Here is a 20,826-nt window from a genome sequence, read left to right as displayed (position 1 = left end):
CACACATGCTGAGTACCGGCCAGGAACGAAGACCGCCCGACAGTCCGCGCGGCGGCAATCCCGCGCTTGTACCCCTCTTGCGGCTGCGCGCGGCGCGGGTGCGGCACGCGCTGGCCGCCGTGATCCGCCCGGAGGACGCCCCGCTCGGTCACGCGCGGGGACACGACGTCGATCGGCTGCTGATCCTCGGCAGCGGGCCCGCGCTCGGGTGGGGCGTGACCACGCACGAGCTGGCCCTCCCGGGGTCCCTCGCGCGGAGCCTGACCGCCATCACCGGATGCGGCAGCACCGTCGACCTGGTGGCCCGCGAGGACCTGCGCGTGGGCGAGGTGGCGGCGATGGTCGCCGACCGCGACCTCCTCCGCTACGGGGCCATCGTGCTCGTGCTGGGCTCGACGGAGGCCGCGTCGCTCACGCCGCCGTCCCACTGGGCGCGGGACCTCGCCGAGCTCGTGGCCGAGATCGATCAGCGAGCGCCCGGCGTGCCCGTCATCGTGACGGGCGTGCGCCCGGTGCGGGTGCCGGGCAGCGGCCGGAGGCTGGACCGCGTCGAGGACGGTCATGCCGCCGCCCTGGACGCCGAGGCCGAGGCCCTGTGCAGCGCCGTCCCCTCCGCGACCTTCGTGCCGACGACGGGTGAGGCCGCCCACCTGACCGACCCGGATGAGGCGCTCGCCTCGTTCTCGGCGTGGGGCTCCGTCCTCGCCGAACGGGTGGCCCCGCTGCTCGGTGGCACCGAGGACGGCGGCCCCGACCGGCGGGAGAGGCGCAGGAACCGGCGGCGCGAGGATCGGGACGCGGCCGCGGACGAGGCCCGCCGGCAGAGCGTCGTGGACACCTTCGCCAGCGCGGCGCGGACCTCCCAGGTCGACCTCGACTACATCCTGTCGCTCGCCCGCCGCGCCTTCAAGACGGACGCCGCCCTCGTGACCGTGCTTGACCGGGACCGGCAGTTCCACCTGGCCGCGGCGGGCTCGGGGCTCGCCGAGGTGCCCTGGAGCGCGTCGTTCTCCGAGTTCGCGCTGCAGGACAGCGAGGCGACGGTCGTGCGAGACATCGCCCTCGACGAGCGCTTCGGATCGAGTCCCCTGCTGAGCGGCCAGCACTCGATGCGGTTCTACGCGGGCTTCCCCATCGAGGCGCCCACCGGCGAGCGGATCGGCGCGCTCTGCGTGCTGGACTCGCACCCGCGGCGGCGTGCCGACGACATCGACACGGACCTGCTGCGCGAGCTGGCGATCATGGTCCAGCGGGAGATGTGGCGCTTCCTCCCCGCCGCCGGCGAGTAGCCCGCACCGGAGGGTGTCCCGTGCGGAAGCCAAGCCGCGGGCCCGGACTCGCGAGCCCGGTCTATGCGGACCCGGCCGATTCGAGCGCGCGGATTCGAGCGGGCCGACCCCACCCTCCAGACTGGGATCGTGACCTCGCCCGCCGTGCCGCTCCGCATCCCCGTTCCCCAGGTCCTCGAGGGGCCCGTCGTCCGGCTCGAGCCGCTCACCCGGCAGGCGCTGCCCGAGCTGTTCCGCGCCATCGGCCGGCCCGAGGTCTTCGCCGGCGGCTACGGGGGCGGGCCCGCGGGCTACCGCGATACCGCGGACGCCTTCGCCGAGTGGGCGGAAACCTACTACCCCTGGCGCACCGGGCTGCCGTTCGCCATCCGGCTGTCGTCAGGGCCGGAGGAGGGACGACTCGTCGGCACGTCGTCCCTCGCCGAGTTCGAGCCCGCCACCGAGCGCGTCCACCTCGGTTGGACGGCGTACGACCCGGACGTGTGGGGCACGGCGGTGAACCCGGCGGCCAAGCGACTTCTGCTCGGGCTCGCCTTCGACTCGGGGTTCGGCCGCGTGAAGATCCAGGCGGATGCGCGCAACGACCGATCGCGGGCCGCCATCGCCAAGCTCGGCGCCACGTTCGAGGGCGTGACCCGGCGGGACGCGCGCCGCGCCGACGGATCCTGGCGTGACGCCGCGGTGTTCTCGGTCATCGTCGACGACTGGCCGCGCGTGCGGGAGGGCCTGGACGCGCGGCTGAGGGCCGGCTGAACGCACCCCACAGGCGGCCGTGATGGACTGGGGAAATGGAAGCCATCTACACCGCAATCGCACACGCCTCCGGTGGAGGACGTGACGGACGAGTCCGCACCGAGGACGACCGACTCGACCTGGAGACCCGACCCCCCAAGGAGCTCGGCGGCTCGGGCGAGGGAACCAACCCCGAGCAGCTGTTCGCCGCCGGGTACTCGGCCTGCTTCCTCGGCGCCCTGCACGCCGCAGGAAAGGAGCTGAAGCTCGACACCACGAACGCCGCCGTCTCGGCGAGCGTCGGCATCGGCAGCAACGGGAACGGCGGCTTCGGCATCCAGGCCGAGCTCGACGTCTACGTGCCCAACGTGAGCCGTGACGAGGCCGAGCAGCTGGCGGAGAAGGCGCACACCATCTGCCCCTACTCCAACGCCACGCGCGGCAACATGGACGTGAAGCTCAACATCGTCGAATAGTCCCGTGGGACCCGCTCGAAGCGGGCGCGGAACGGAAAGAAGGGGACCCCGCGGGGTCCCCTTCTCTCGTTCTCCGGGTTCGTGTCCGGCCTCAGGATTCCTGTCCGGCCTCGGGATCCCTGTCTGGCGCCGGTCCCGGCGGTCCGACGCCGCCGGGACCCCTCGCCCCTGTGGTCGTGCCCGACGAGTCGCGGGATCAGCTCGTCGCGGACGACTCGCTCGTCAGGGCGGACTGCGGCGTCGCGTCCTGCCCGCTCGAGCGGTGCATCACCTCGACCTTGCGAGGCTTCGCCTCCGCCGCCACCGGGATGCTGAGCGTGAGCACGCCGTCGGCGAACGTCGCCTCGATGCGGTCGAGGTCGGCGTCACGGCCGAGCGACAGCTGGCGCGCGTACGTGCCGGTCGGCCGCTCGTGGGCCAGCCACTGCACGTCGCCGCCCTCGTGCGTCGAGCGATGTGCGGTGACCGTCAGGATGCGGTCCTGCGCCTGCACGTCGATCGAACCCGGGTCCGCGCCCGGGATGTCGAACTGCAGGACGTAGTGATCGCCCGTGCGGTACAGGTCCAGCGGCATGAGCGCCGAGTTTCGGACATTCCCCATCACCTGGTCGAACAGGCGGTCCATGTCGCGGAACGGGTCGATACGGGTAGCCACACCAATCACCTCCAAGACATGCGTCTCTGGACCGTCCAGAGACGTCCGGTGTGCGCCCCGTCGGGGCCGGTGCGCGGCCCTCGGGGCAGCTACACCACATGTTTTAACTCCATCCAGATCGGCTGTCAAGTCGGTCGGGCACACGTTCTGCTTGCCCTTTTCGCTAGCAGAGAACGGCGGATTGGAGCACGATTGGAGGCGTCCCACCCGCCGAGAAGAGGAGCAACACCATGTCAGGACCCTCCCGCCCGCACGTGCTCATCCTCGGCGGAGGCTACGTCGGCCTCTACACCGCATGGGGTCTGCAGAAGGCCATGTCGTCCACGCCGATGCGCGTCACCGTCGTCGAGCCGAACCCGTACATGACGTACCAGCCGCTGCTGCCCGAGGTCGCCGGCGGCCAGGTGGACCCGAAGAACGTCACGGTGCCGCTCACCCAGCACCTGCGCAAGGTCGAGGTGTTCCGCGGCAAGCTCGAGAGCCTCGACTCCACCGCGAAGACCGCGGTGCTCGAGTCGATCACGGGGGAGAAGAAGGAGGTGACGTACGACCACGTGGTCTTCGCCACCGGCGCCGTCACCCGCACCTTCCCCACGCCGGGCCTCTCCGAGAACGCCGTGGGCTTCAAGACGCTCGAGGAGGCGCAGTACGTGCGCGACCGGGTGCTCGACAACATCGCGCTCGCCGCGTCGACGACTGACCCCGCCGAGCGCAAGAAGGCGCTGACGTTCGTGTTCATCGGCGGCGGCTACACCGGTGTCGAGGCGCTCGGTGAGCTCAACGACCTGTCCAAGCTCGCCGTGGACACCTACCCCCAGCTCGACCGCTCCGAGCTGAACTGGGTGCTCATCGAGGCCCTGGACCGCGTCGCGCCCGAGGTCGGTCCCACCCTGTCGAAGTACACGCTCGCCGAGCTGCGATCCCGCGGCATCGACGTGCGCTTCAAGACCACCGTGAAGTCGTGCGAGAACAGCGACGTCGTGCTGAGCACGGGCGAGGTGATCCCGGCGGGCACGATCGTCTGGACCGCGGGCGTGAAGCCGAACCCGGTGCTCGACCGCACCGACATCCCCCGCGGCCCCAAGGGGCACGTGAACGCGAACGCGAAGCTCCAGGTGATCCGCGAGGACGGCGGCCGCGTGGACGGCGCCTGGGCGGCGGGCGACAACGCGCAGGTGCCCGACCTCACGGCCGCAACGCAGCCCGCGTACTACCCGCCGAACGCCCAGAACGCGGTGCGCCAGGCGAAGCTGCTGGCCAAGAACATCGTCGCGGAGATGCAGGGCGGCGAGGTGGTCGAGTACCGCCACGGCTCCATCGGCACCGTCGCGAGCTACGGCTTCGGCAAGGGTGCGGGCAAGATCCGCAGCCTCAAGCTGCGCGGTCCGCTCGCCTGGCTGGCGCACCGCGGCTACCACGGGCTCGCCATGCCGACCGTGGGGCGCAAGGTGCGCATCCTGGGCGGCTGGGTGACCGGATTGGTGACGCCCCGCGACCTCACGTCGCTGTCCGCGACGGAGCACCCCCGCAAGGCGTTCGTGGACGTGACGCCCGCCAAGAAGTGACCGACGGGCCGCTAGGGTCGAAGGCATGGTTTCTGTGAACGGCCCTGTCGGTGTGGAGCGCACGGAGGACGAGCGCGAGGCGCTCGACGAGCTGCTGGACATCCGGCAGAGCATCGACAACATCGATGCCGCGCTGGTGCACCTGCTCGCCGAGCGCTTCAAGTTCACGCAGCAGGTCGGGCGGCTGAAGGCGGCCCACGGTCTGCCGCCGGCCGACCCCGACCGCGAGCGCGCGCAGATCCACCGCCTCCGCTCGCTGGCCGAGGAGTCGCGCCTGGACCCGGCGTTCGCGGAGAAGTTCCTGAACTTCATCGTCGCGGAGGTCATCCACCACCACGAGCAGATCGCGGCGACCTCCCCGACCGCGGACTAGCCGCCCCGCGGTCCCTGAGCGGGTCGGGGGACGCAACGCAACGGGCTGTGGGGTGCCCTCATGCGGTCCCTGAGCCTGTCGAAGGGACGCAACGCGACGCGCCTCGGAGGTGCCTCCCACGGTCCCTGAGCCCGTCGAAGGGACGCGCGTAGCTCGCCCGCGGGAGTTCTCCACACCCTCCACAATCCCGACATCCACGGCAAAGGCGATGTCGGTGGTTCCTGGTTCGATGTGGGCATGGAAACACCGACGTTCCCACCCGAACCCGTTCCACCCGACACACCGCAGGACGCCGCGGAGACCTTCGCCGCGATGATCGACGCGGTGAGGATGTTCGAGGGCTTCTCCCGCTGGGCCACCGCCTGCCGTGCCGAGGCCATCGACCGTGCTCGGCTCTGGACGGAGGCCGCGGACCTCTCCGTCCCCACCACCGGAGGCCCGCGCTGGTCATCGAGGGTCGCGGGACACCGGGTCCTGGTCACCGAACTCGCCTGCGCCCTCCGCATCTCGGAACGCGCTGCGGAGAACCTCATCGCCGAGAGCCAGGCGCTCGTCCACGACCTCCCCGCCACCCGAAAGGCGCTGCAGGACGGCCGCATCGGCTACCGCCACGCCCAAGTCTTGATCGACCACACCGCCACCCTCCCACCCGCAGGAGTAGTGGCGGTGGAGGAAGCGGTGCTGCCCAAGGCCGAGAGCCTGACCGCGCCGAAGCTCGACCGCGCCACCCGCGACCTGCGCGAGCGCCTCCACCCGGAGTCGATCCAGGAGCGGCACACGAAGTCGGTCACGGACCGGCACGTGGAGACCTGCCCGGCGCAGGACGGCATGGCGTGGCTGAACGCCTTCCTCCCCGCACCGGAGATCACGGGGATCGCGAATCGGCTGCGTGACATCGCTGAGGGGTTGAAGGCAGAGCCGGGGGAGGAGAGGACGCGGACACAGCTCATGGCCGACGCGTTCACCGACCTGCTCCTCGACGGCACCACCACGGCGACGCCCTCCTCCGACTCCGGAGCGACGGGCGAGGACCTGAAGGATGGGTCAGGCCGGCGCATCGACGCACCGATCGGGGTCGGCATCCGCCCGCGCGTTCTGGTGACCGTGCCGGTGCTCACGCTCCTCGGCCGCTCCGAGGAGCCGGGCACGCTCGAGGGGTATGGGCCGATCGACGCGGACACCGCGAGAAGGATCGCCGTGCGTGCGCCGAGCTTCACCCGCATCCTCACGCACCCCGAGACGGGTGCAGTGCTCTCCGTCGGGCGTGATCGGTACGCGGTACCGAAGGATCTGCGGACGTGGCTTCGGGTTCGGGACGAGACGTGCCGCTTCCCGGGCTGCAACCGATCCGCCGCCCGTGCCGACGTGGATCACGTGACGGACTGGCAGTACGGCGGCGGCACCGACTACGGGAACCTCGTGCACCTGTGCCGATCGCACCACCGGGTGAAGCACCACACTGCGTGGTCGTCGCGCTCGGCTGGCGGCGGAAGGGTGCGGTGGCTCTCGCCGAGCGGACACGAGTACGAGACCGAGCCGGCGACACACATCCGCCCGCCCAAGCGGAAGCACCTGCAAACGCAGGGAAGTGCGGCACCGACCCCGGACGACCCGCCGTTCTAGCGCGGTGACCTCAGTCCGCGAGGAACGTCACGTCGCTTCGACAGGCTCAGCGACCGTGGGGCTAGCTCCTGCCCGCCCGACACCACCACACGGTCCCTGAGCCCGTCGAAGGGACGGGCCCCGACGCGCCTGCCCGCGGGACGGCGTCATACGGTCCCTGAGCCTGTCGAAGGGACGCAGGCAAACGCGCCCGCGGGACGGCACCATACGGTCCCTGAGCCTGTCGAAGGGACGCAGGCAAACGCACCCGCGGGACGGCACCATACGGTCCTGAGCTTGTCGAAGGGACGCAGGCAGACGCGCCCGCGGGACGGCACCATACGGTCCCTGAGCTTGTCGAAGGGACGGGAGCCGATCTCCACTGCGGACGGCGCGATCCCCTACCCCGTCGAGGAGACGGGGAGCGGGGTGGCACGGCGGCGGAGGGCGTCGCCCATGCGCGCGAAGGCCTCGCGGAGGAGCGGGCGCGGCAGCGCGAACACGAAGCGCGCGAAGCCCGCGCCGACCTCTCCGCAGGCGGCACCGTCGGTCAGAGCAACGCCCGCGTTCGCGCGGAAGAACTCGGCCACGTCGCCCTCGATGCCGCACGTCCGGAAGTCCAGCCAGGCGATGTAGGTGCCCTCGGGCGCGGTGTAGGCGATGCCGGGCAGGTGCTCGGCCACCATCTCGCCCACGAGCATCCGGTTGCCGTCGAGGTACTCGAGCACCTCACCCAGCCAGCGCCCGCCCGAGGTATACGCGGCGGTGTTGCCGATCACACCCAGGTTGCTCGCTCCGTGGCTCGCCATGGCGCCGAATGTCTGCCAGTGCGCCTCATCCGCGTCGTTGGAGAGGATCACCTGCGCGCACTTGAGCCCGGCCAGGTTCCAGGCCTTCGAGGCGGAGGTGGCCGTCACGGTGTGGGCGGCGGTGACGGGCGAAAGCGACGCGTACGGCACGTGCGTGCTGCCGGCGTAGACGAGCGGGGCGTGAATCTCGTCGGAGAACACCCGGCCGCCCCGGCGCTCCACGAGATCGGCGATAGCCCGCAGTTCGTCGCGCGTCGCCACCGTGCCGAGCGGGTTGTGCGGATTGCAGAGCACCAGCAGGTGGCCGCCGTCGTCGAACGCCCGCTCCACGCCGGCCAGGTCCATCCGCCAGCGCCCGTCGACCTCGACGCTCGGCACCTCGATCACCTCGCGGCCGAGGGCCTGCGGCACGAAGAGGAACGGCATGTAGGCGGGCGTCGGCACGATCACCTTCGACCCGGGACGCGAGTACTTCTGAATCGCGAGCTCGAACGCGGCGATCACGTCGGCGACCGGGTGCACGCGCGCGGCGGGTACCGCCCATCCGTACGCGTCTCGGTACCAGGCGGCGGTCGCCGCGGACATCGCGTCCGCCAGGTCAGCGGGCAGGTACCCGGTGACCGCCCCATCGATAGCCGCGTGCAGCGCCGCGCTCACCTCTGGCGCGATCCCGAAGTCCATCTCGGCCACGAAGGCGCCGATGGTGTCCGGGTACATCGACCACTTGAGGCTGCCGTGCTCGCGGAGCTCGGCTGCGGATCTCGCGTCGAAGTCGGCGCTCGGCATGCGGTTCTTCTCCGTCCGGGGGTCTCGGTCGGTCCGGCTCACCGCGCCGACGGAGCGACCGCGTAGTGCTCCGAGAGGAGCTGACCGAGGTGGGCGACCACGGAGCCGGGACCGGATCGCGGTGCGATCGCCTCCACGTCCGCGTTGTAGTTCGTGTTGGTGTTGACGTCGTAGGTCACGATGCGGCCGTCCGCGTCCTCGAGGAACTCGATGCCGAGCACCTCGATGCCCATCCGCTGCGCAAACGCGAGGTAGCGGTCGACGATGGGCGAGTCGAAGCCCTCGCGGAGCGAGAAGATGCGGTCGCCGGGCTGCTGGGCGATGGTCGCTCCGGGCGGCATGATCAGCGCGCCGGTCGACGGGTCGACCGCGCAGGCGTCGGCAGGGCAGAGCTGGAAGCCGCCGCGGGCGGTGTCCGCCGCAATGGCGTACACGAGCTCACCGCCGACGAGCTCGACCCGGGTGATGCGCGGCTCGGCTGCCTGCACGAACTCCTGCAGCAGCGTGATCCCGTCCTGCGGCTCCTCGAACTCGTCCGATGCCACATAGTCCGCGAGCTCCTCGAGGGAGTCGAACCGCCGGACGCCGAGTCCCTTGCCGCCCTGGTTGTGCTTGGTGAGGAACGGGGTCGGGAACGACCTGGCGGCCTCGAGGAGGCGCTCGGTGCCGATGACCGCGACCGTGCGCGGCACGTCGATGCCGTTCGCGCGGAGCGCGGTGAGCTGGTCGACCTTGCTCATCTCGAGCTCCAGCACCCGCCGCCCGTTCACGACGCGGCGCCCGTGCGCCTCGAGCCAGCTGAGCACGGCCCGGGTGTAGTCCTTCGAGAGCCCGTGCCCGCGGGTGTGCGAGGACGCGCTGATGCGCGACCAGAAGATGCCCTCCGGCGGCTCCTGGTCGAGATCGAGCACGCCATCCACGAGCAGCCATTCCTCGTACGGGACGCCCTGCTGCTCGAACGCGGCCGCGAAGGGACCGAACCAGTCCGGGTTCTCGTGCAGGGCGTAGACGCGGGGGGATGGGCTCGATGGGGTCAGGCTGCTCACCGCTCCACCCTACGCAGTGGCCGGCGCAGCGCCGCCGCGTGTGTCGGTCCGCGTCGCGGAGTGCGGCACGACGGTCCCTGAGCTCGTCGAAGGGACGGAACCGGTGGGCGGGGCGGTCGCGTCGCTTCGACAGGCTCAGCGACCGTGGGGTGGGGACGCTGCGCCGGGTGGCGCAGGCGCTGGAGAGTGACGGTCCCTGAGCTCGTCGAAGGGACGGAACCGGTGGGCGGGGCGGTCGCGTCGCTTCGACGGGCTCAGCGACCGGAGATCACCACCCATCCCCACAACCCGCTACTGGTAGGTGACGAGCTCCGGGACCGGCTCCACCTGGGTCATCGTCTGCTCCGGGGTGAGCGGCGGGAGGTCCTCGTCGTAGAAGTTTTTCCAGCCCCACGCGACGCCCGCCGGCGCATTCTGATGCAGCACCCGCCAGGTGTCCTGCTTCGCCGGCTGGCTGCCCTGCCCGTCGACGTGGATGACGAAGGCCAGCTCCGGGCGGGAGGTGTCGACAGTGGGCCGGTCCCGGATCATGCGGGTCTGGAACTGGTGCAGCACGAACATCTTCTGCGGCAGCCCCTTCTCGGCGGTGAGGTCCGCGAGCCAGGTGCCGACCTCGTTGACCTCGGCGGCGCTCACCGAGCCGATCTGCTTCAGGTGCACCTGATCGGGTGCCAGCCGCCACTCGGGGTCGAGCGCAAGGCCGACGTGCGGCAGCTCGAGCAACTCCTGGTACTGCTTGGCCTGGGTGAGGAAGTCCGTCCGGCCCGGCTGCAGGTCGAGCACGACGTACATGCCGGCCGCGCCCGCCGCCTCCACCCACGGGCGGAGCGTGTCGATCGGGAGCTCGTTCGAGTAGTTGCCGTCCGATCCGGCGGAGCCGGCCGCCACCGTGGCGATGACCTCGAGCATCGGGACTACCGTGTCGTCCGTGAACTCCCGGTAGGGCGCGGCCGTGCTCTCGGCCCGCGCGATGGTCTCCGGGATGCCCTGCTCGCCGAGCACGCCGAGGACGGGCGCCTCCGGCGCGCCGTACAGCGCCACGAAGCGCTTGCCGGGGAAGAGCGTCTGCCCGCCGCCGGGCACCTCGGTGCCGGTGATGGTGCTCCGGATCTTCCAGCCGAGGCTGGGCACGGAGGCGAAGGGCGCGCCGGCGGCGAGCACCGTCTCCGGCGCCGCGGCCTTGAGCTCCGCGGCGAACTCCGGGTCGGTGCGCGGGTCCGGCGCGTCGGCGGGCAGCACCTGCACGGGCAGCCCGGCGGCGCGCGCGGTGGCCGCGGACGCGAGCGACCCGGGCTCGTCTGTCACGATCAGCGTGCCGCCGTCGAGCGGGGCGGCCGGACGCGTGCGCGGGAGGTCGGCGTCGACGTCGGCTGCGTCGTTCTCGTCGGAGCCGCCGCCCGCAGATTCGAGCAGGGCGGGGGACTCGCGGTCGAGGTCCGCGACGGCCGCCACGGCGGAGGAGTCGCCGGGCACCGGCGTCGTCTCCGGGTCACCGGGCAGGAGCGGGGCGATGGCCGAGGCGGTCGCGGCGACGGACACGACGTCCGGGGCGTCGGTGCCCTCGGACGCGTCGCCCAGGGGCTCGGAGCCGCCCACGTCGAGCACGGCATCCGCGCCGAGCCGCTCGATCTCCTCGGCCACGCCGGAAGCGCCGGCCGAGGCGTCGCCCATCCCTCCGGTGAGCAGCAGCGGCGCGCCGAGCGAGACGGCCGCGGAGGCGGCGAGCAGCTGGGCGTCGGGGTTGTCCGCGGCAGCGGTGACGACGACGGGCGCCTCCGCGAACAGCGCGCGGCTGGTGCCGAGCGCGTTGGCGGCGGGGTCGGCGTCCGCGAGCACGGTGAGGGGCTCCGCCGGAAGCGTCGTCTTCGTGCCGCGCACGGGGGTCTCGGGCTGCGGGTCGGCGGCGGTGCAGCCGGCGAGCAGCGCGGTGGCGAGGGCGAGGGACGTCAGGCGGATCGAGGTGTGCATCGCCACATTCCTACCTGCTCGCGAGGCGGGAGGCGGGGGCCGCCGCCGGAGTGTGGCGCATTGGTGGCGCAGAGCGAGTAGCCGAAGCGCCCACACGCGAGCCCGGAGAGCACCCCGGGAACACGCCCGCCCACCCAACGGCGGCGGCATCCTGAGGAGCGCAGTCCCCAGTGGAGGCGTCGCAGGACAGGCGCCCTAGTGGAGGCGCACCAGCGCCTGCACGGGCAGGTGGTCCGACGCCGTGCGGCCGCGCCAGGCGAACGGGTCGATCGCGGCGGTGAGCACCTCGACGCGGTCGCTCGCGAGCAGCCAGTCGATCCGGTCCCCGCCCTCGACCGGACGCCGGTAGTCCGCGAACGTGCCGTACCCGGCCGTGACGCGGCGCTTGGCCGCGTGCCAGGCGTCCCGCAGCCCGGCGCCCTCGGTGAGCAGGGCGTACGGCTCGGACCTCTCGGCGGGCGCGTTGAAGTCGCCCATCACGAGGACGGGCACGTCGGCGTGGGTGCTCGCGATGCGCTCGGCGATCGCGCGGGCGCCCAGCGTGCGGGACTCGGCGTGCTCGTGATCGAGGTGGGTGTTGAGCACCGCGAACTCGATCCCGGTCGCCGAGTCGAGGAACCGCGCCTCCGTGATCATGCGGGGCACGGTGTTGCCCCAGGTCGCCGACCCCATGACCTCAGGGGTGTCCGACAGCCAGAGGAAGTCGTAGCTCAGCAGGGTCAGGCGGGCGGCCGCGTAGAAGATGCTCCCGAGCTCGCCCCGGCTGCCGCCGTCGCGGCCGATGCCGACCGAGCGGTAGGACGGCGGTAGGGCGTGCGCCACCGAGGCGAGCTGGGGGAACAGGGCCTCCTGCACGCCGAGGATGGTCGGCCGTTCGATCTGCAGCCAGCGCGCGAGCACCTGCTCGCGCTCCGCCCAGTTGTCCGGGTGCTCCGTCGGCACCCCCGGCTTGGCGTAGCGGATGTTGTACGTGGCGACGTGCAGGGTGTCGCGCTCGGCGGGTCCGATCACCCTTACAGCCCCGACTGCCCGAAGACGGCTGGAAGCACGGCGCGGGAGGTGGCGCGCAGCTCGTCGGCGCTCACCGTGAACAGGCCCTGCACCTCGAGGTCGGCGCCGTCCGTGACGCCGATGCGCAGCACGGGGTAGCCCCGTCCCTCGCACAGGCCGCGGAACTTCACGTCGTCCTCCCGGGGCACGGCGACGAGCATGCGCCCCGTCGACTCGGAGAAGAGGGCCGTGGTCGCGTCGATGCCGTCGCGCTCCATCAGCTCGCCGAGCGCGACGCGCGCGCCCACGCCGAAGCGCAGCACCGACTCCGCGAGAGCCTGCGCGAGACCGCCGTCGGCGAGGTCGTGCGCGCTGGCCAGGATGTTCTGGCTGTTGGCGGCGGCGAGAAGCGCGGCGAGCGCCTGCTCGGTCGGCAGGTCCACCGCAGGCGGGCGTCCGCCGAGGTGGCCGTGCACGACGCCGGCCCAGGCGGAGCCGTCCAGCTCCTGGCGGGTCACGCCGAGCAGGTACAGGTTGTGGCCCTCGTCCTGCCAGCCGGAGGGGATGCGCTTCGCCACGTCGTCGATCACGCCGAGCATTGCCACGACGGGCGTCGGGTGGATGGGCTGGTCGCCCGTCTGGTTGTAGAAGCTCACGTTGCCGCCGGTCACCGGGATCTCGAGCTCGAGGCAGCCGTCCGCGAGGCCCTCGACGGCCTGCGAGAACTGCCACATGACCTCGGGGTTCTCCGGGCTGCCGAAGTTCAGGCAGTCGCTCACCGCGACGGGTGTCGCGCCGGTGGCGGCGACGTTGCGGAATGCCTCCGCCAGTGCGAGGCGGGCCCCCTGGTACGGGTCGAGCTGGCAGTAGCGGCCGTTGGCGTCGGTCGCGAGGGCGAAACCGAGCCCGGACTCCTCGTCGACGCGGATCATGCCGGCGTCGTCCGGGAAGCTGAGGGCGGTGTTGCCGAGCACGTAGCGGTCGTACTGGTCGGTGATCCAGCTCTTGTCCGCGAGGTTCGGGCTGCCGAGCAGCGACAGGAACTGCGTGCGCAGCAGGTCGGGAGCGGTCTCGTGGCGCAGGCTGTCGGCGGTGTCGGCCTGCAGCGCGTCGAGCCAGGCCGGGTACGCCACGGGGCGGTCGTACACCGGACCCTCGAGCGCGACCGTGCGCGGCTCGACGTTGACGATCTCCTCGCCGTGCCAGTTGATGACGAGGCGGCCGGTGTCCGTGACCTCGCCGAGCACGCTGGTCTCGACGTCCCACTTGCGCGTGACCTCGAGGAACGCGTCGAGCTTCTCGGGCGCGACGACGGCCATCATGCGCTCCTGGCTCTCGGACATGAGGATCTCCTCGGCCGTGAGCGAGGGGTCGCGCAGCAGCACGCGCTCGAGCTCGATGAACATGCCGCCGTCGCCGTTGGAGGCCAGCTCGCTCGTGGCGCAGCTGATGCCGGCCGCGCCGAGGTCCTGGATCCCCTCGACGAGCTTGCCGCGGAACAGCTCGAGGCAGCACTCGATGAGCACCTTCTCGGCGAACGGGTCACCCACCTGCACGGCGGGGCGCTTGGTCGGCCCGCCCTCGGAGAACGTATCGCTCGCCAGGATGGACGCGCCGCCGATGCCGTCGCCGCCCGTGCGGGCGCCGAAGAGCACCACCTTGTTGCCCACGCCGCGTGCATTGGCGAGGTGCAGGTCCTCGTGGCGGAGGACGCCGACGCTCAGCGCGTTGACGAGCGGGTTGCCCTGGTACACCGCGTCGAAGTAGGTCTCGCCGCCGATGTTCGGCAGGCCGAGGCAGTTGCCGTAGAAGCTGATGCCGCTGGTCACACCGTGCACGACGCGCGCCGTGTCCGGGTTCTCGATGGCGCCGAAGCGCAGCTGATCCATCACGGCGACGGGGCGGGCGCCCATGGAGATGATGTCGCGCACGATGCCGCCGACGCCGGTCGCGGCGCCCTGGAACGGCTCGATGTAGCTGGGGTGGTTGTGGCTCTCGACCTTGAAGGTGACGGCCCAGCCCTGGCCGACGTCGACGACGCCGGCGTTCTCGCCCATGCCCACCATGAGGTTCTTCTTCATGGCAGGGCTGACCTTCTGGCCGAACTGGCGCAGATACTTCTTGCTCGACTTGTAGGAGCAGTGCTCGCTCCACATGACCGAGTACATGGCGAGCTCGCCGCTGGTGGGGCGGCGGCCGAGGATCTCGCGGATGCGCGCGTACTCGTCGGCGGTCAGACCGAGCGCGGCGTAGGGCTGCTCCCGGTCGGGCGTTGCGACAGCGTTGGAGACGGTGTCGGCGGCGGGGCGCGACGGGGACGAGGAAACGGCGGTCACGTGTGGAGTTCTCCCGACGGTGGTGGGCTGATCGGCTGAGGGAAAGCGCCGAGTCCGTCGGCGCTGGTGCGGAGGACGGAACTCAGCCGGCGAGGACGCCCTGAAGGGCGGAGGTGAACATGGTCAGTCCGTCGACGCCCGAGCGCATGGCCGTGGGGGTGTCCGGGCCGAAGCCTGGCTCGGTCGCGTGCTCGGGGTGCGGCATGAGGCCGACGACGTTGCCGCGCGCGTTGGTGATGCCCGCGATGTCGCGCAGGGATCCGTTCGGGTTCTTGCCGAGGTAGCGGAACGCCACGAGGCCCTCGCCCTCGAGCCGCGCGAGCGTCTCCTCGTCGGCGATGTAACCGCCCTCGCCGTTCTTCAGCGGGATGGTGATCTCCTGGCCCTGCTCGAAGCCGTTCGTCCAGGCGGTCGACGTGTTCTCCACCCGCAGCTTCTGGTCCTTGCACACGAACGTGCCGACCTCGTTGCGGATGAGGCCGCCGGGCAGCAGGTGCGCCTCGGTGAGCATCTGGAAGCCGTTGCAGATGCCGAGCACGGGCATGCCGGAGTTCGCGGCCGCGACCACCTCGCGCATGATCGGCGAGAGGGATGCGATGGCGCCAGCCCGCAGGTAGTCGCCGTAGCTGAAGCCGCCGGGCAGTACGAGCGCGTCGACACCGGCCAGGTCGTGGTCGCCGTGCCACAGTGCGACGGGCTCGCCGCCGGCGAGGCGCACGGCGCGCTGGGCGTCGCGGTCGTCGAGCGAGCCCGGGAAGGTGATGACGCCGATGCGCATCAGCGGGCGCCCGTCTGGGTGGACGCCTCGGCCTGTCCGGTGAGCTCGCCCGCGGGGGCGTCGCCGCTGGAGGAGTCGCCGCTGGAGGAGCCGACAGCGGAGCCGTCGCCGCCGTCGACGTGGACGCTGATGACGTCCTCGATCACGGAGTTGGAGAGCATGTCCTCGGCCAGCTTCTGCACGTCGGAGAGAAGCGCGTCGTCCACGGGGCCGTCCGTGACGAGCTCGAAGCGCTTGCCGATGCGGACGCCGGTGAAGCGGGACTCGCCAAGTCGGGCGAGCGCACCTGCAACGGCCTTGCCCTGGGGGTCGAGCAGTTCGGCCTTGGGCATGACCTCGACGACGATTGTGGGCATGGGGTATCTCCAGCGGGATCGCGGCGGGGAATGGTGCCTCGATTCTAGCCGAGCCGCGCGTTCTCCCCGTCGGCCGGGCGGATCGAATACCCCACGCGGAATAGTTCGCAAGGAATAGCGCTTATGCTGTGCCGGGTCCTTCTGCCGTCGGACCCGGAGGATGTCGCGTCGGAGAGGGGAGAGGGCATGCCGAACACCGTGCTCCCCGCGCTGGCCGTCGCCGCGCTCGCCCTGCTCCAGGAGCGCCCCATGCACCCGTACGAGATGTACCAGACGCTGCTTCTGCGCAAGGAGGACGCACTGGTGAAGGTGCGGCCGGGAACGCTCTACCACGCCATCAACCGGATGGCGGCGGACGGCCTCGTCCGGGCGACGCACACGGACCGCGAGGGCAACCGGCCGGAGCGGACCACCTACGAGATCACCCCGCTCGGCAGCGAGCGCTTCGTCGCGAGCGTCACCGAGATGCTCGCCGCCCCGGTGAACCACTTCCCGCACTTCCCGCTCGCGATGGCAGAGGCGCATCACCTGCCCCTCGCCGACGTGCTCGCGCTCGTCGAGACGCGGGTCGCGGCCGTCGCCGCCGAGCGGGACGCGCTGGACGCGGACATCCGGCGGGTGCGCGATAAGGGCCTGCCCGAGCGGCTCTGGCTCGAGCTCGACCTGCGGCGCGAGACGCACGCCGCGGAGCTCGCGTGGCTCGAGCGCCTGCTGGGCCGCCTCCGCTCCGGGGACCTCGACTGGAGCGAGCCGCTGCCGGATCCTGCGGTGACCTCTGCACCTTCTTCCGCACCGCACCCCGCAGCACCTTCTCCCACCCCGCACCCCGCAGCACGCCACCCCACGACACCCGCAGACCCGCGCAGCAGCGCGACCGAACGCTAGGACATCCCTCATGGACACCATCACCAGGCCCTGGCCCGCGCTCTGGGCGCTCGTCGTCGGATTCTTCATGATCCTCGTCGACTCCACCATCGTGTCCGTCGCGACCCCGGCGATCATCGCGGACCTGCAGGCGGACATCAACGCGGTCATCTGGGTGACGAGCGCCTACCTGCTCGCCTACGCGGTTCCGCTGCTGATCACGGGACGCCTCGGCGACCGTTTCGGCCCCAAGAACATCTACCTCGTCGGGCTCGCGATCTTCACGGTCTCCTCCGCGTGGTGCGGCCTCGCCGGGGACGTGAACACGCTCATCCTGGCCCGCGTCGCGCAGGGCATCGGGGCGTCGCTCATGACGCCGCAGACCATGGCGGTCATCACCCGCATCTTCCCGCCGGACCGCCGTGGCGCGGCCATGGGCCTGTGGGGGGCGACGGCGGGCGTCGCGACGCTGGTCGGCCCGATCCTCGGCGGGCTGCTCGTCGACTCCCTCGGCTGGGAGTGGATCTTCTTCGTGAACGTGCCCGTCGGCATCGTCGCCTTCGTACTGGCCTGGCGCCTCGTGCCCGCGCTGTCCACGAAGAAGCACCGCTTCGACATCCTCGGGGTCGTGCTGAGCGGCGTCGGCATGTTCCTCGTCGTGTTCGGCATCCAGGAGGGCGAGACCTACGACTGGGGCACCATCGCCGGGCCCATCTCCGTCTGGTCGCTGATCATCACCGGCGTCCTCGTGCTCACCGCCTTCGTGCTCTGGCAGCGGGTCAACCGCGGCGAGCCGCTGCTGCCGCTCTCCCTGTTCCGCGACCGCAACTTCTCGCTCGCCAACGGCGCCATCACGACCGTCGGCTTCACCGTCACCAGCTTCGCGCTGCCACTGATGCTCTACGCGCAGACCGTGCGCGGGCTCACCCCGACCCTCGCGGCCCTGCTGCTGGCCCCGATGGCCATCATCTCGGGCGGCCTCGCACCCGTCGTGGGCAAGATCATCGACCGGGTGAACCCGAAGTGGGTCGCCGCGGGCGGACTCTCCTGCCTCGCGATCGGGCTGTTCTGGGCGGGCGGGATCCTGTCCGCGGACCTGCCGCTCTGGATCCTGCTCTTCCCGGTCGCCGTGCTCGGCCTCGCGAACGCCGGCATCTGGGCGCCGCTGTCCACGTCCGCCACCCGCAACCTGCCGCCGCAGCAGGCCGGTGCCGGCTCCGGCGTGTACAACACCACGCGTCAGGTGGGCGCCGTGCTCGGTTCCGCCGCCATCGCCGCCCTCATGGAGGCGCGCCTCGCGGTGGAGCTGCCCGCGGTGCCGGGTGGCGCGAGCGGGGAGACCGCCGCATTCGCCGGCGAGCTGCCGGACGCGCTCAAGCAGGGCTTCAGCGCCGCCATGGGCCAGTCGCTGATGCTGCCCGCCGCGGCCGCCGTCATCGGCGTGCTCGTGGTGCTGTTCATGGCGAAGCCGCAGCCGCACTCCTGGGGTGCTGCCGCCGCTCAGCCCGCGGCGGAGGGTGCCCGGCCGGTCCTCGCCGCCGAGTAGGGCCCCGACACCCGGAAGGACGATCCCTCAGCCCTTCCGCCCCTGCCCAGGCAGGAGCATCCTGCCCAGTTTTAACCTGGGCAGGATGCCGCTGCCTGGGCAGGAGCGCGTTGGCAGGCGCTGGGATCGCGCGGTGCTCGGAATCCTGCGCGTCGCGTCCTAGCCCAGGTCGAGGATGTGGTCGGCCCGGTCTCGGGTCGCCTCGATGAGCACGGCGTTCCGCTCGTCGGTGCCGCCCGCCCAGGCCACCGCCTGCTCGTGGGTCATGCCGAAGCGCTCGTGCCGCGCGACGAGCCGGCGCATCCGCGTCCCGTGGTCGACGCCGACGAACAGGGAGACGTCGAGCAGCGCTGCCACGCCGTCCCAGCCGTGCGAGTCGAGCAGCAGGTAGTTGCCCTCGACGACCACGATGCGGGTCTCGGGCAGCACGGCGACGCTCGCGGCGAAGGACTCGTCCACCTCGCGGAAGAACGCCGGCGCGTACACCGTGTGCGCGCCCGGCCGGCCGGCCGCTGCGGTGCGCACGCGGGCGAGGGTGGCCGTGAACCCGGCGGCGTCGAACGTGTCGGGCGCGCCCTTGCGATCCCGGCTGCCCAGCCGCGCCAGCTGAGCGTTGGAGAGGTGGAAGCCGTCCATCGGCAGCAGGGCCGCCTCCGCGCCGAGCGCGCCCACCAGTGCCTCGGCGACCGTGCTCTTGCCGGACCCCGGGGCTCCCGCGATGCCCACGAGGACGCGGTCGCGATCCGCCGCTGCAGCCCGCACGACGTCCGCGACGGCGCCGACGCTGCGCAGGGCCGCGGTCACCGGTTCGCCCCCTGCGTCTCCCGGCTTTCCCGCGTCTCCTGGGTATCCCGCGTCTCCTGGATCTCCCGCAGGGCGGCCGCGATCGCGGCGATTCCCCGATGGGTCTCCTCGAAGCTCGTGCTGAGGGGGGACAGGCCGATGCGCAGCCCGTCCGGCGCCCGGAAGTCGGGCAGCACGTCGCGCTCCCACAGCCGGCCCACGACCGCTCGGAAGTCGGGATGCGCCACGGTTACGTGGCTGCCCCGCCGGTCCGCGTCCCGCGGCGTGGCCACCCGCACGCCGAACGGCGCGAGCACGGCGTCGATCTCCTCGAGAGCGAACTCGGTGAGCGCGACGGACTTGGCCCGGATCGCGTCGATGCCGACGTCGGCGATCAGCGCGATCATGTCCTGCATGGCCAGCATCGAGGTGATGGCCGGCGTGCCGCTCAGCATGCGTCGGATACCCGTGGCCGGGGCGTAGGCCGGGCCCATCTCGAAGATGTCGGCCCCGCCCATCCAGCCCTGGATCGGCTGTGTGAGCTCCTCCTGCAGGCCGGACCGCACGTAGGCGTAGGCGGGCGACCCGGGTCCGCCGTTCAGGTACTTGTAGGTGCAGCCGACGGCGAGGTCGACGCCCCACCCATCGAGCCGCGTCGGCACAACGCCCGCGGAGTGGCAAAGGTCCCAGAGCACGAGCGCGCCCGCGTCGTGCGCACGGTCGGTGATGGCCGGCACGTCCGCGAGGAAGCCCGAGCGGTACGACACGGCGCTCGCCACCACGAGTGCGGTGCGCTCGCCGAGCACGCCGTCGAGGGACTGCGGGGTGAGGCCCGCGTCGGGGTCGGTGTCCACCCAGCGCATCGAGAGCCCGCACTCCCGGGCGATGCCCGCGAGGATGTACCGGTCCGTCGGGAAGTCGCGCGAGTCGGCCACGATCTCGTCGCGCCCGGGGCGCGCGGCGACGGCGGCGCGGACGAGCTTGTAGAGCAGCACCGACGTGGAGTCGCCGATGGCCACCTGGCCGGGCGCGGCGCCCAGGGCCGCGGCGCCGAGGTCGTCCCCGATGCGCAGCGGCAGCTCCATCCAGCGCTCGTCCCAGCCGCGGATGAGCCGGCCGGCCCACTCCTCGGTGAGGAACCGGGTGACCCGCTCGATGCTCGCGGTCAGGGGGCGCCCGAGGGAGTTGCCGTCGAGGTAGACGAGGTCGCGTCCGTCGGTTGCGCTCTCCGTTCCGGCGAAGAGCGCGCGGCGCGGGGCGAGTGGATCGGCGGCATCGAGCGCGCGGGCCCGCTCGAGGGTCACGGCCCGACCCCGCCGACGAGCGGGAGCGCCATCTCAAGGTCGAGCTGCGTGCGATCGAGCGCGTACGGCGTGGACCGCCCGGTCATCTCGAATCCGCGCCGGCGGTAGTAGGCGGTGGCGCGGGGGTTGTGCTCGTGGACCTCGAGCCGCAGCTCGGTCACCCCGTCCTGCGCCCTCGACCACTCGATCACGTTGTCCAGGAGCGCGTCGGTGACGCCCGCGTCCCGGCCGCGCCGGGCGGGCGTCACGTAGACGCTCACCAGGAACGCGACGTCGTCCCTGCGGAACACGGTCATCGTGCCCACCCACGTCCCGTCCTCGTCCTCGGCGACGAAGGCGACGCTGCCGGGCTGGGCGTTGCGCCGGGCGCGCGCCTGCCAGTCGGCGTCCGTCAGCGCCTCGGCGGTGGCGAGCGTCTCCAGATAGGCGAGAGGCGTGTCGGCGAGCATCTCGAGCCGCAGCGCCCGGAGCCTGGGCCAGTCATCCGGCACGATGGCGCGGACGCGGACGGGGGAGGTCATTTCTCGACGGTATCGCCCCGTCACGCTCCCGGCCATCCGGCCCCTCT

At 71.9% G+C, this 20,826-nt stretch carries 18 protein-coding genes and 1 pseudogene; 8 read left to right on the top strand and 11 right to left on the bottom strand.

What is annotated here, in order from left to right; all coding sequences use genetic code 11:
• The first annotated feature begins 5 nt into the window (after positions 1–5).
• The 3 genes from DAI20_RS02730 to DAI20_RS02720 all read left to right on the top strand — a co-directional run bounded on the left by DAI20_RS02730 (position 6) and on the right by DAI20_RS02720 (position 2,497).
• On the top strand, positions 6–1,289 hold the full coding sequence (locus tag DAI20_RS02730; protein WP_159084884.1) for a GAF domain-containing protein: 1,284 nt from the start codon (positions 6–8) through the stop codon (positions 1,287–1,289).
• 129 nt (positions 1,290–1,418) lie between these two features.
• Positions 1,419–2,042 (top strand): GNAT family N-acetyltransferase, encoded by a 624-nt coding sequence (locus DAI20_RS02725; RefSeq protein WP_240605831.1) that lies wholly within the window; start codon positions 1,419–1,421, stop codon positions 2,040–2,042.
• A gap of 35 nt (positions 2,043–2,077) precedes the next feature.
• Positions 2,078–2,497 (top strand): organic hydroperoxide resistance protein, encoded by a 420-nt coding sequence (locus DAI20_RS02720; RefSeq protein ID WP_108249023.1) that lies wholly within the window; start codon positions 2,078–2,080, stop codon positions 2,495–2,497.
• Positions 2,498–2,693: 196 nt separating this feature from the next.
• Here the strand turns inward: DAI20_RS02720 and DAI20_RS02715 are convergent, their stop codons facing one another.
• Positions 2,694–3,152: an Hsp20/alpha crystallin family protein gene (locus DAI20_RS02715; protein WP_108249022.1), complete on the bottom strand. Its 459-nt coding sequence runs from the start codon at positions 3,150–3,152 to the stop codon at positions 2,694–2,696.
• A gap of 230 nt (positions 3,153–3,382) precedes the next feature.
• Between DAI20_RS02715 and DAI20_RS02710 the strand changes: the two genes are divergently transcribed.
• The 3 genes from DAI20_RS02710 to DAI20_RS02700 all read left to right on the top strand — a co-directional run bounded on the left by DAI20_RS02710 (position 3,383) and on the right by DAI20_RS02700 (position 6,713).
• Positions 3,383–4,717 carry an NAD(P)/FAD-dependent oxidoreductase gene (locus DAI20_RS02710; protein WP_108249021.1) on the top strand — a complete coding sequence of 445 codons (1,335 nt, stop codon included), beginning with the start codon at positions 3,383–3,385 and terminating at the stop codon, positions 4,715–4,717.
• A 25-nt stretch (positions 4,718–4,742) separates the two neighbouring features.
• The gene (locus DAI20_RS02705) at positions 4,743–5,090 is read left to right on the top strand and encodes a chorismate mutase (RefSeq protein WP_108249020.1); all 348 of its coding nucleotides are present in this window, start codon (positions 4,743–4,745) and stop codon (positions 5,088–5,090) included.
• A gap of 237 nt (positions 5,091–5,327) precedes the next feature.
• Positions 5,328–6,713: an HNH endonuclease signature motif containing protein gene (locus DAI20_RS02700; RefSeq protein ID WP_108249019.1), complete on the top strand. Its 1,386-nt coding sequence runs from the start codon at positions 5,328–5,330 to the stop codon at positions 6,711–6,713.
• 380 nt (positions 6,714–7,093) lie between these two features.
• On the opposite strand, the gene DAI20_RS02695 is transcribed toward DAI20_RS02700, so the two are convergent.
• From DAI20_RS02695 to purS, 7 genes and pseudogenes are all read right to left on the bottom strand, one after another.
• Positions 7,094–8,287, bottom strand: a complete 1,194-nt coding sequence (locus DAI20_RS02695) for a MalY/PatB family protein (RefSeq protein WP_108249693.1) — start codon at positions 8,285–8,287, stop codon at positions 7,094–7,096.
• A gap of 38 nt (positions 8,288–8,325) precedes the next feature.
• A complete protein-coding gene (locus DAI20_RS02690) occupies positions 8,326–9,333 on the bottom strand; it encodes an ATP-grasp domain-containing protein (RefSeq protein WP_205781326.1) in 1,008 nt (335 codons plus the stop codon).
• Positions 9,334–9,624: 291 nt separating this feature from the next.
• A complete protein-coding gene (locus DAI20_RS02685; protein ID WP_108249018.1) occupies positions 9,625–11,301 on the bottom strand; it encodes a cell wall-binding repeat-containing protein in 1,677 nt (558 codons plus the stop codon).
• 195 nt (positions 11,302–11,496) lie between these two features.
• Positions 11,497–12,312, bottom strand: a complete 816-nt coding sequence (locus DAI20_RS02680) for an endonuclease/exonuclease/phosphatase family protein (protein ID WP_108249017.1) — start codon at positions 12,310–12,312, stop codon at positions 11,497–11,499.
• A gap of 2 nt (positions 12,313–12,314) precedes the next feature.
• The gene (gene purL, locus DAI20_RS02675; protein ID WP_108249016.1) at positions 12,315–14,627 is read right to left on the bottom strand and encodes a phosphoribosylformylglycinamidine synthase subunit PurL; all 2,313 of its coding nucleotides are present in this window, start codon (positions 14,625–14,627) and stop codon (positions 12,315–12,317) included.
• 82 nt (positions 14,628–14,709) lie between these two features.
• Positions 14,710–15,405: a phosphoribosylformylglycinamidine synthase subunit PurQ gene (purQ, locus tag DAI20_RS02670; protein ID WP_108249015.1), complete on the bottom strand. Its 696-nt coding sequence runs from the start codon at positions 15,403–15,405 to the stop codon at positions 14,710–14,712.
• Between the two features lie 116 nt (positions 15,406–15,521).
• Positions 15,522–15,761: pseudogene (gene purS / locus DAI20_RS02665) on the bottom strand (phosphoribosylformylglycinamidine synthase subunit PurS); the annotation flags it as partial.
• Between the two features lie 186 nt (positions 15,762–15,947).
• On the opposite strand from purS, the gene DAI20_RS02660 reads away from it, so the two are divergent.
• Positions 15,948–16,646: a PadR family transcriptional regulator gene (locus DAI20_RS02660; RefSeq protein WP_108249691.1), complete on the top strand. Its 699-nt coding sequence runs from the start codon at positions 15,948–15,950 to the stop codon at positions 16,644–16,646.
• A 10-nt stretch (positions 16,647–16,656) separates the two neighbouring features.
• Complete coding sequence (locus DAI20_RS02655) at positions 16,657–18,171, top strand: DHA2 family efflux MFS transporter permease subunit (protein WP_108249013.1); 1,515 nt, start codon at positions 16,657–16,659, stop codon at positions 18,169–18,171.
• Between the two features lie 159 nt (positions 18,172–18,330).
• On the opposite strand, the gene DAI20_RS02650 is transcribed toward DAI20_RS02655, so the two are convergent.
• From DAI20_RS02650 to DAI20_RS02640, 3 genes are read right to left on the bottom strand one after another with little or no spacing between them, the layout of a single operon-like run.
• Entirely contained in the window at positions 18,331–18,975 is a 645-nt protein-coding gene (locus tag DAI20_RS02650; protein WP_108249012.1) for a nucleoside/nucleotide kinase family protein, read from the bottom strand.
• A complete protein-coding gene (locus DAI20_RS02645) occupies positions 18,972–20,258 on the bottom strand; it encodes a kynureninase (protein ID WP_108249011.1) in 1,287 nt (428 codons plus the stop codon). Before DAI20_RS02645 ends, DAI20_RS02650 begins: the two co-directional genes overlap by 4 nt.
• Positions 20,255–20,779, bottom strand: a complete 525-nt coding sequence (locus DAI20_RS02640; protein ID WP_108249010.1) for a GNAT family N-acetyltransferase — start codon at positions 20,777–20,779, stop codon at positions 20,255–20,257. Before DAI20_RS02640 ends, DAI20_RS02645 begins: the two co-directional genes overlap by 4 nt.
• Between the last annotated feature and the right edge of the window lie 47 nt (positions 20,780–20,826).

It is taken from the genome of Planctomonas deserti, from assembly GCF_003067705.1.
GTDB lineage: Bacteria > Actinomycetota > Actinomycetes > Actinomycetales > Microbacteriaceae > Planctomonas > Planctomonas deserti.
Note: the sequence above shows the minus strand (reverse complement) of the source record. Positions and strands in the feature narration are given on the sequence as shown.

Bases quoted from the DNA above. Each gene is read 5' to 3' on its own strand.
- purQ (WP_108249015.1), bottom strand. From the start codon at position 15,405: ATGCGCATCGGCGTCATCACCTTCCCGGGCTCGCTCGACGACCGCGAC.
- DAI20_RS02730 (WP_159084884.1), top strand. From the start codon at position 6: ATGCTGAGTACCGGCCAGGAACGAAGACCGCCCGACAGTCCGCGCGGC.
- DAI20_RS02660 (WP_108249691.1), top strand. From the start codon at position 15,948: ATGCCGAACACCGTGCTCCCCGCGCTGGCCGTCGCCGCGCTCGCCCTG.
- DAI20_RS02685 (WP_108249018.1), bottom strand. From the start codon at position 11,301: ATGCACACCTCGATCCGCCTGACGTCCCTCGCCCTCGCCACCGCGCTG.
- DAI20_RS02705 (WP_108249020.1), top strand. From the start codon at position 4,743: ATGGTTTCTGTGAACGGCCCTGTCGGTGTGGAGCGCACGGAGGACGAG.
- DAI20_RS02700 (WP_108249019.1), top strand. From the start codon at position 5,328: ATGGAAACACCGACGTTCCCACCCGAACCCGTTCCACCCGACACACCG.
- DAI20_RS02695 (WP_108249693.1), bottom strand. From the start codon at position 8,287: ATGCCGAGCGCCGACTTCGACGCGAGATCCGCAGCCGAGCTCCGCGAG.
- DAI20_RS02640 (WP_108249010.1), bottom strand. From the start codon at position 20,779: ATGACCTCCCCCGTCCGCGTCCGCGCCATCGTGCCGGATGACTGGCCC.
- DAI20_RS02655 (WP_108249013.1), top strand. From the start codon at position 16,657: ATGGACACCATCACCAGGCCCTGGCCCGCGCTCTGGGCGCTCGTCGTC.
- DAI20_RS02720 (WP_108249023.1), top strand. From the start codon at position 2,078: ATGGAAGCCATCTACACCGCAATCGCACACGCCTCCGGTGGAGGACGT.
- DAI20_RS02710 (WP_108249021.1), top strand. From the start codon at position 3,383: ATGTCAGGACCCTCCCGCCCGCACGTGCTCATCCTCGGCGGAGGCTAC.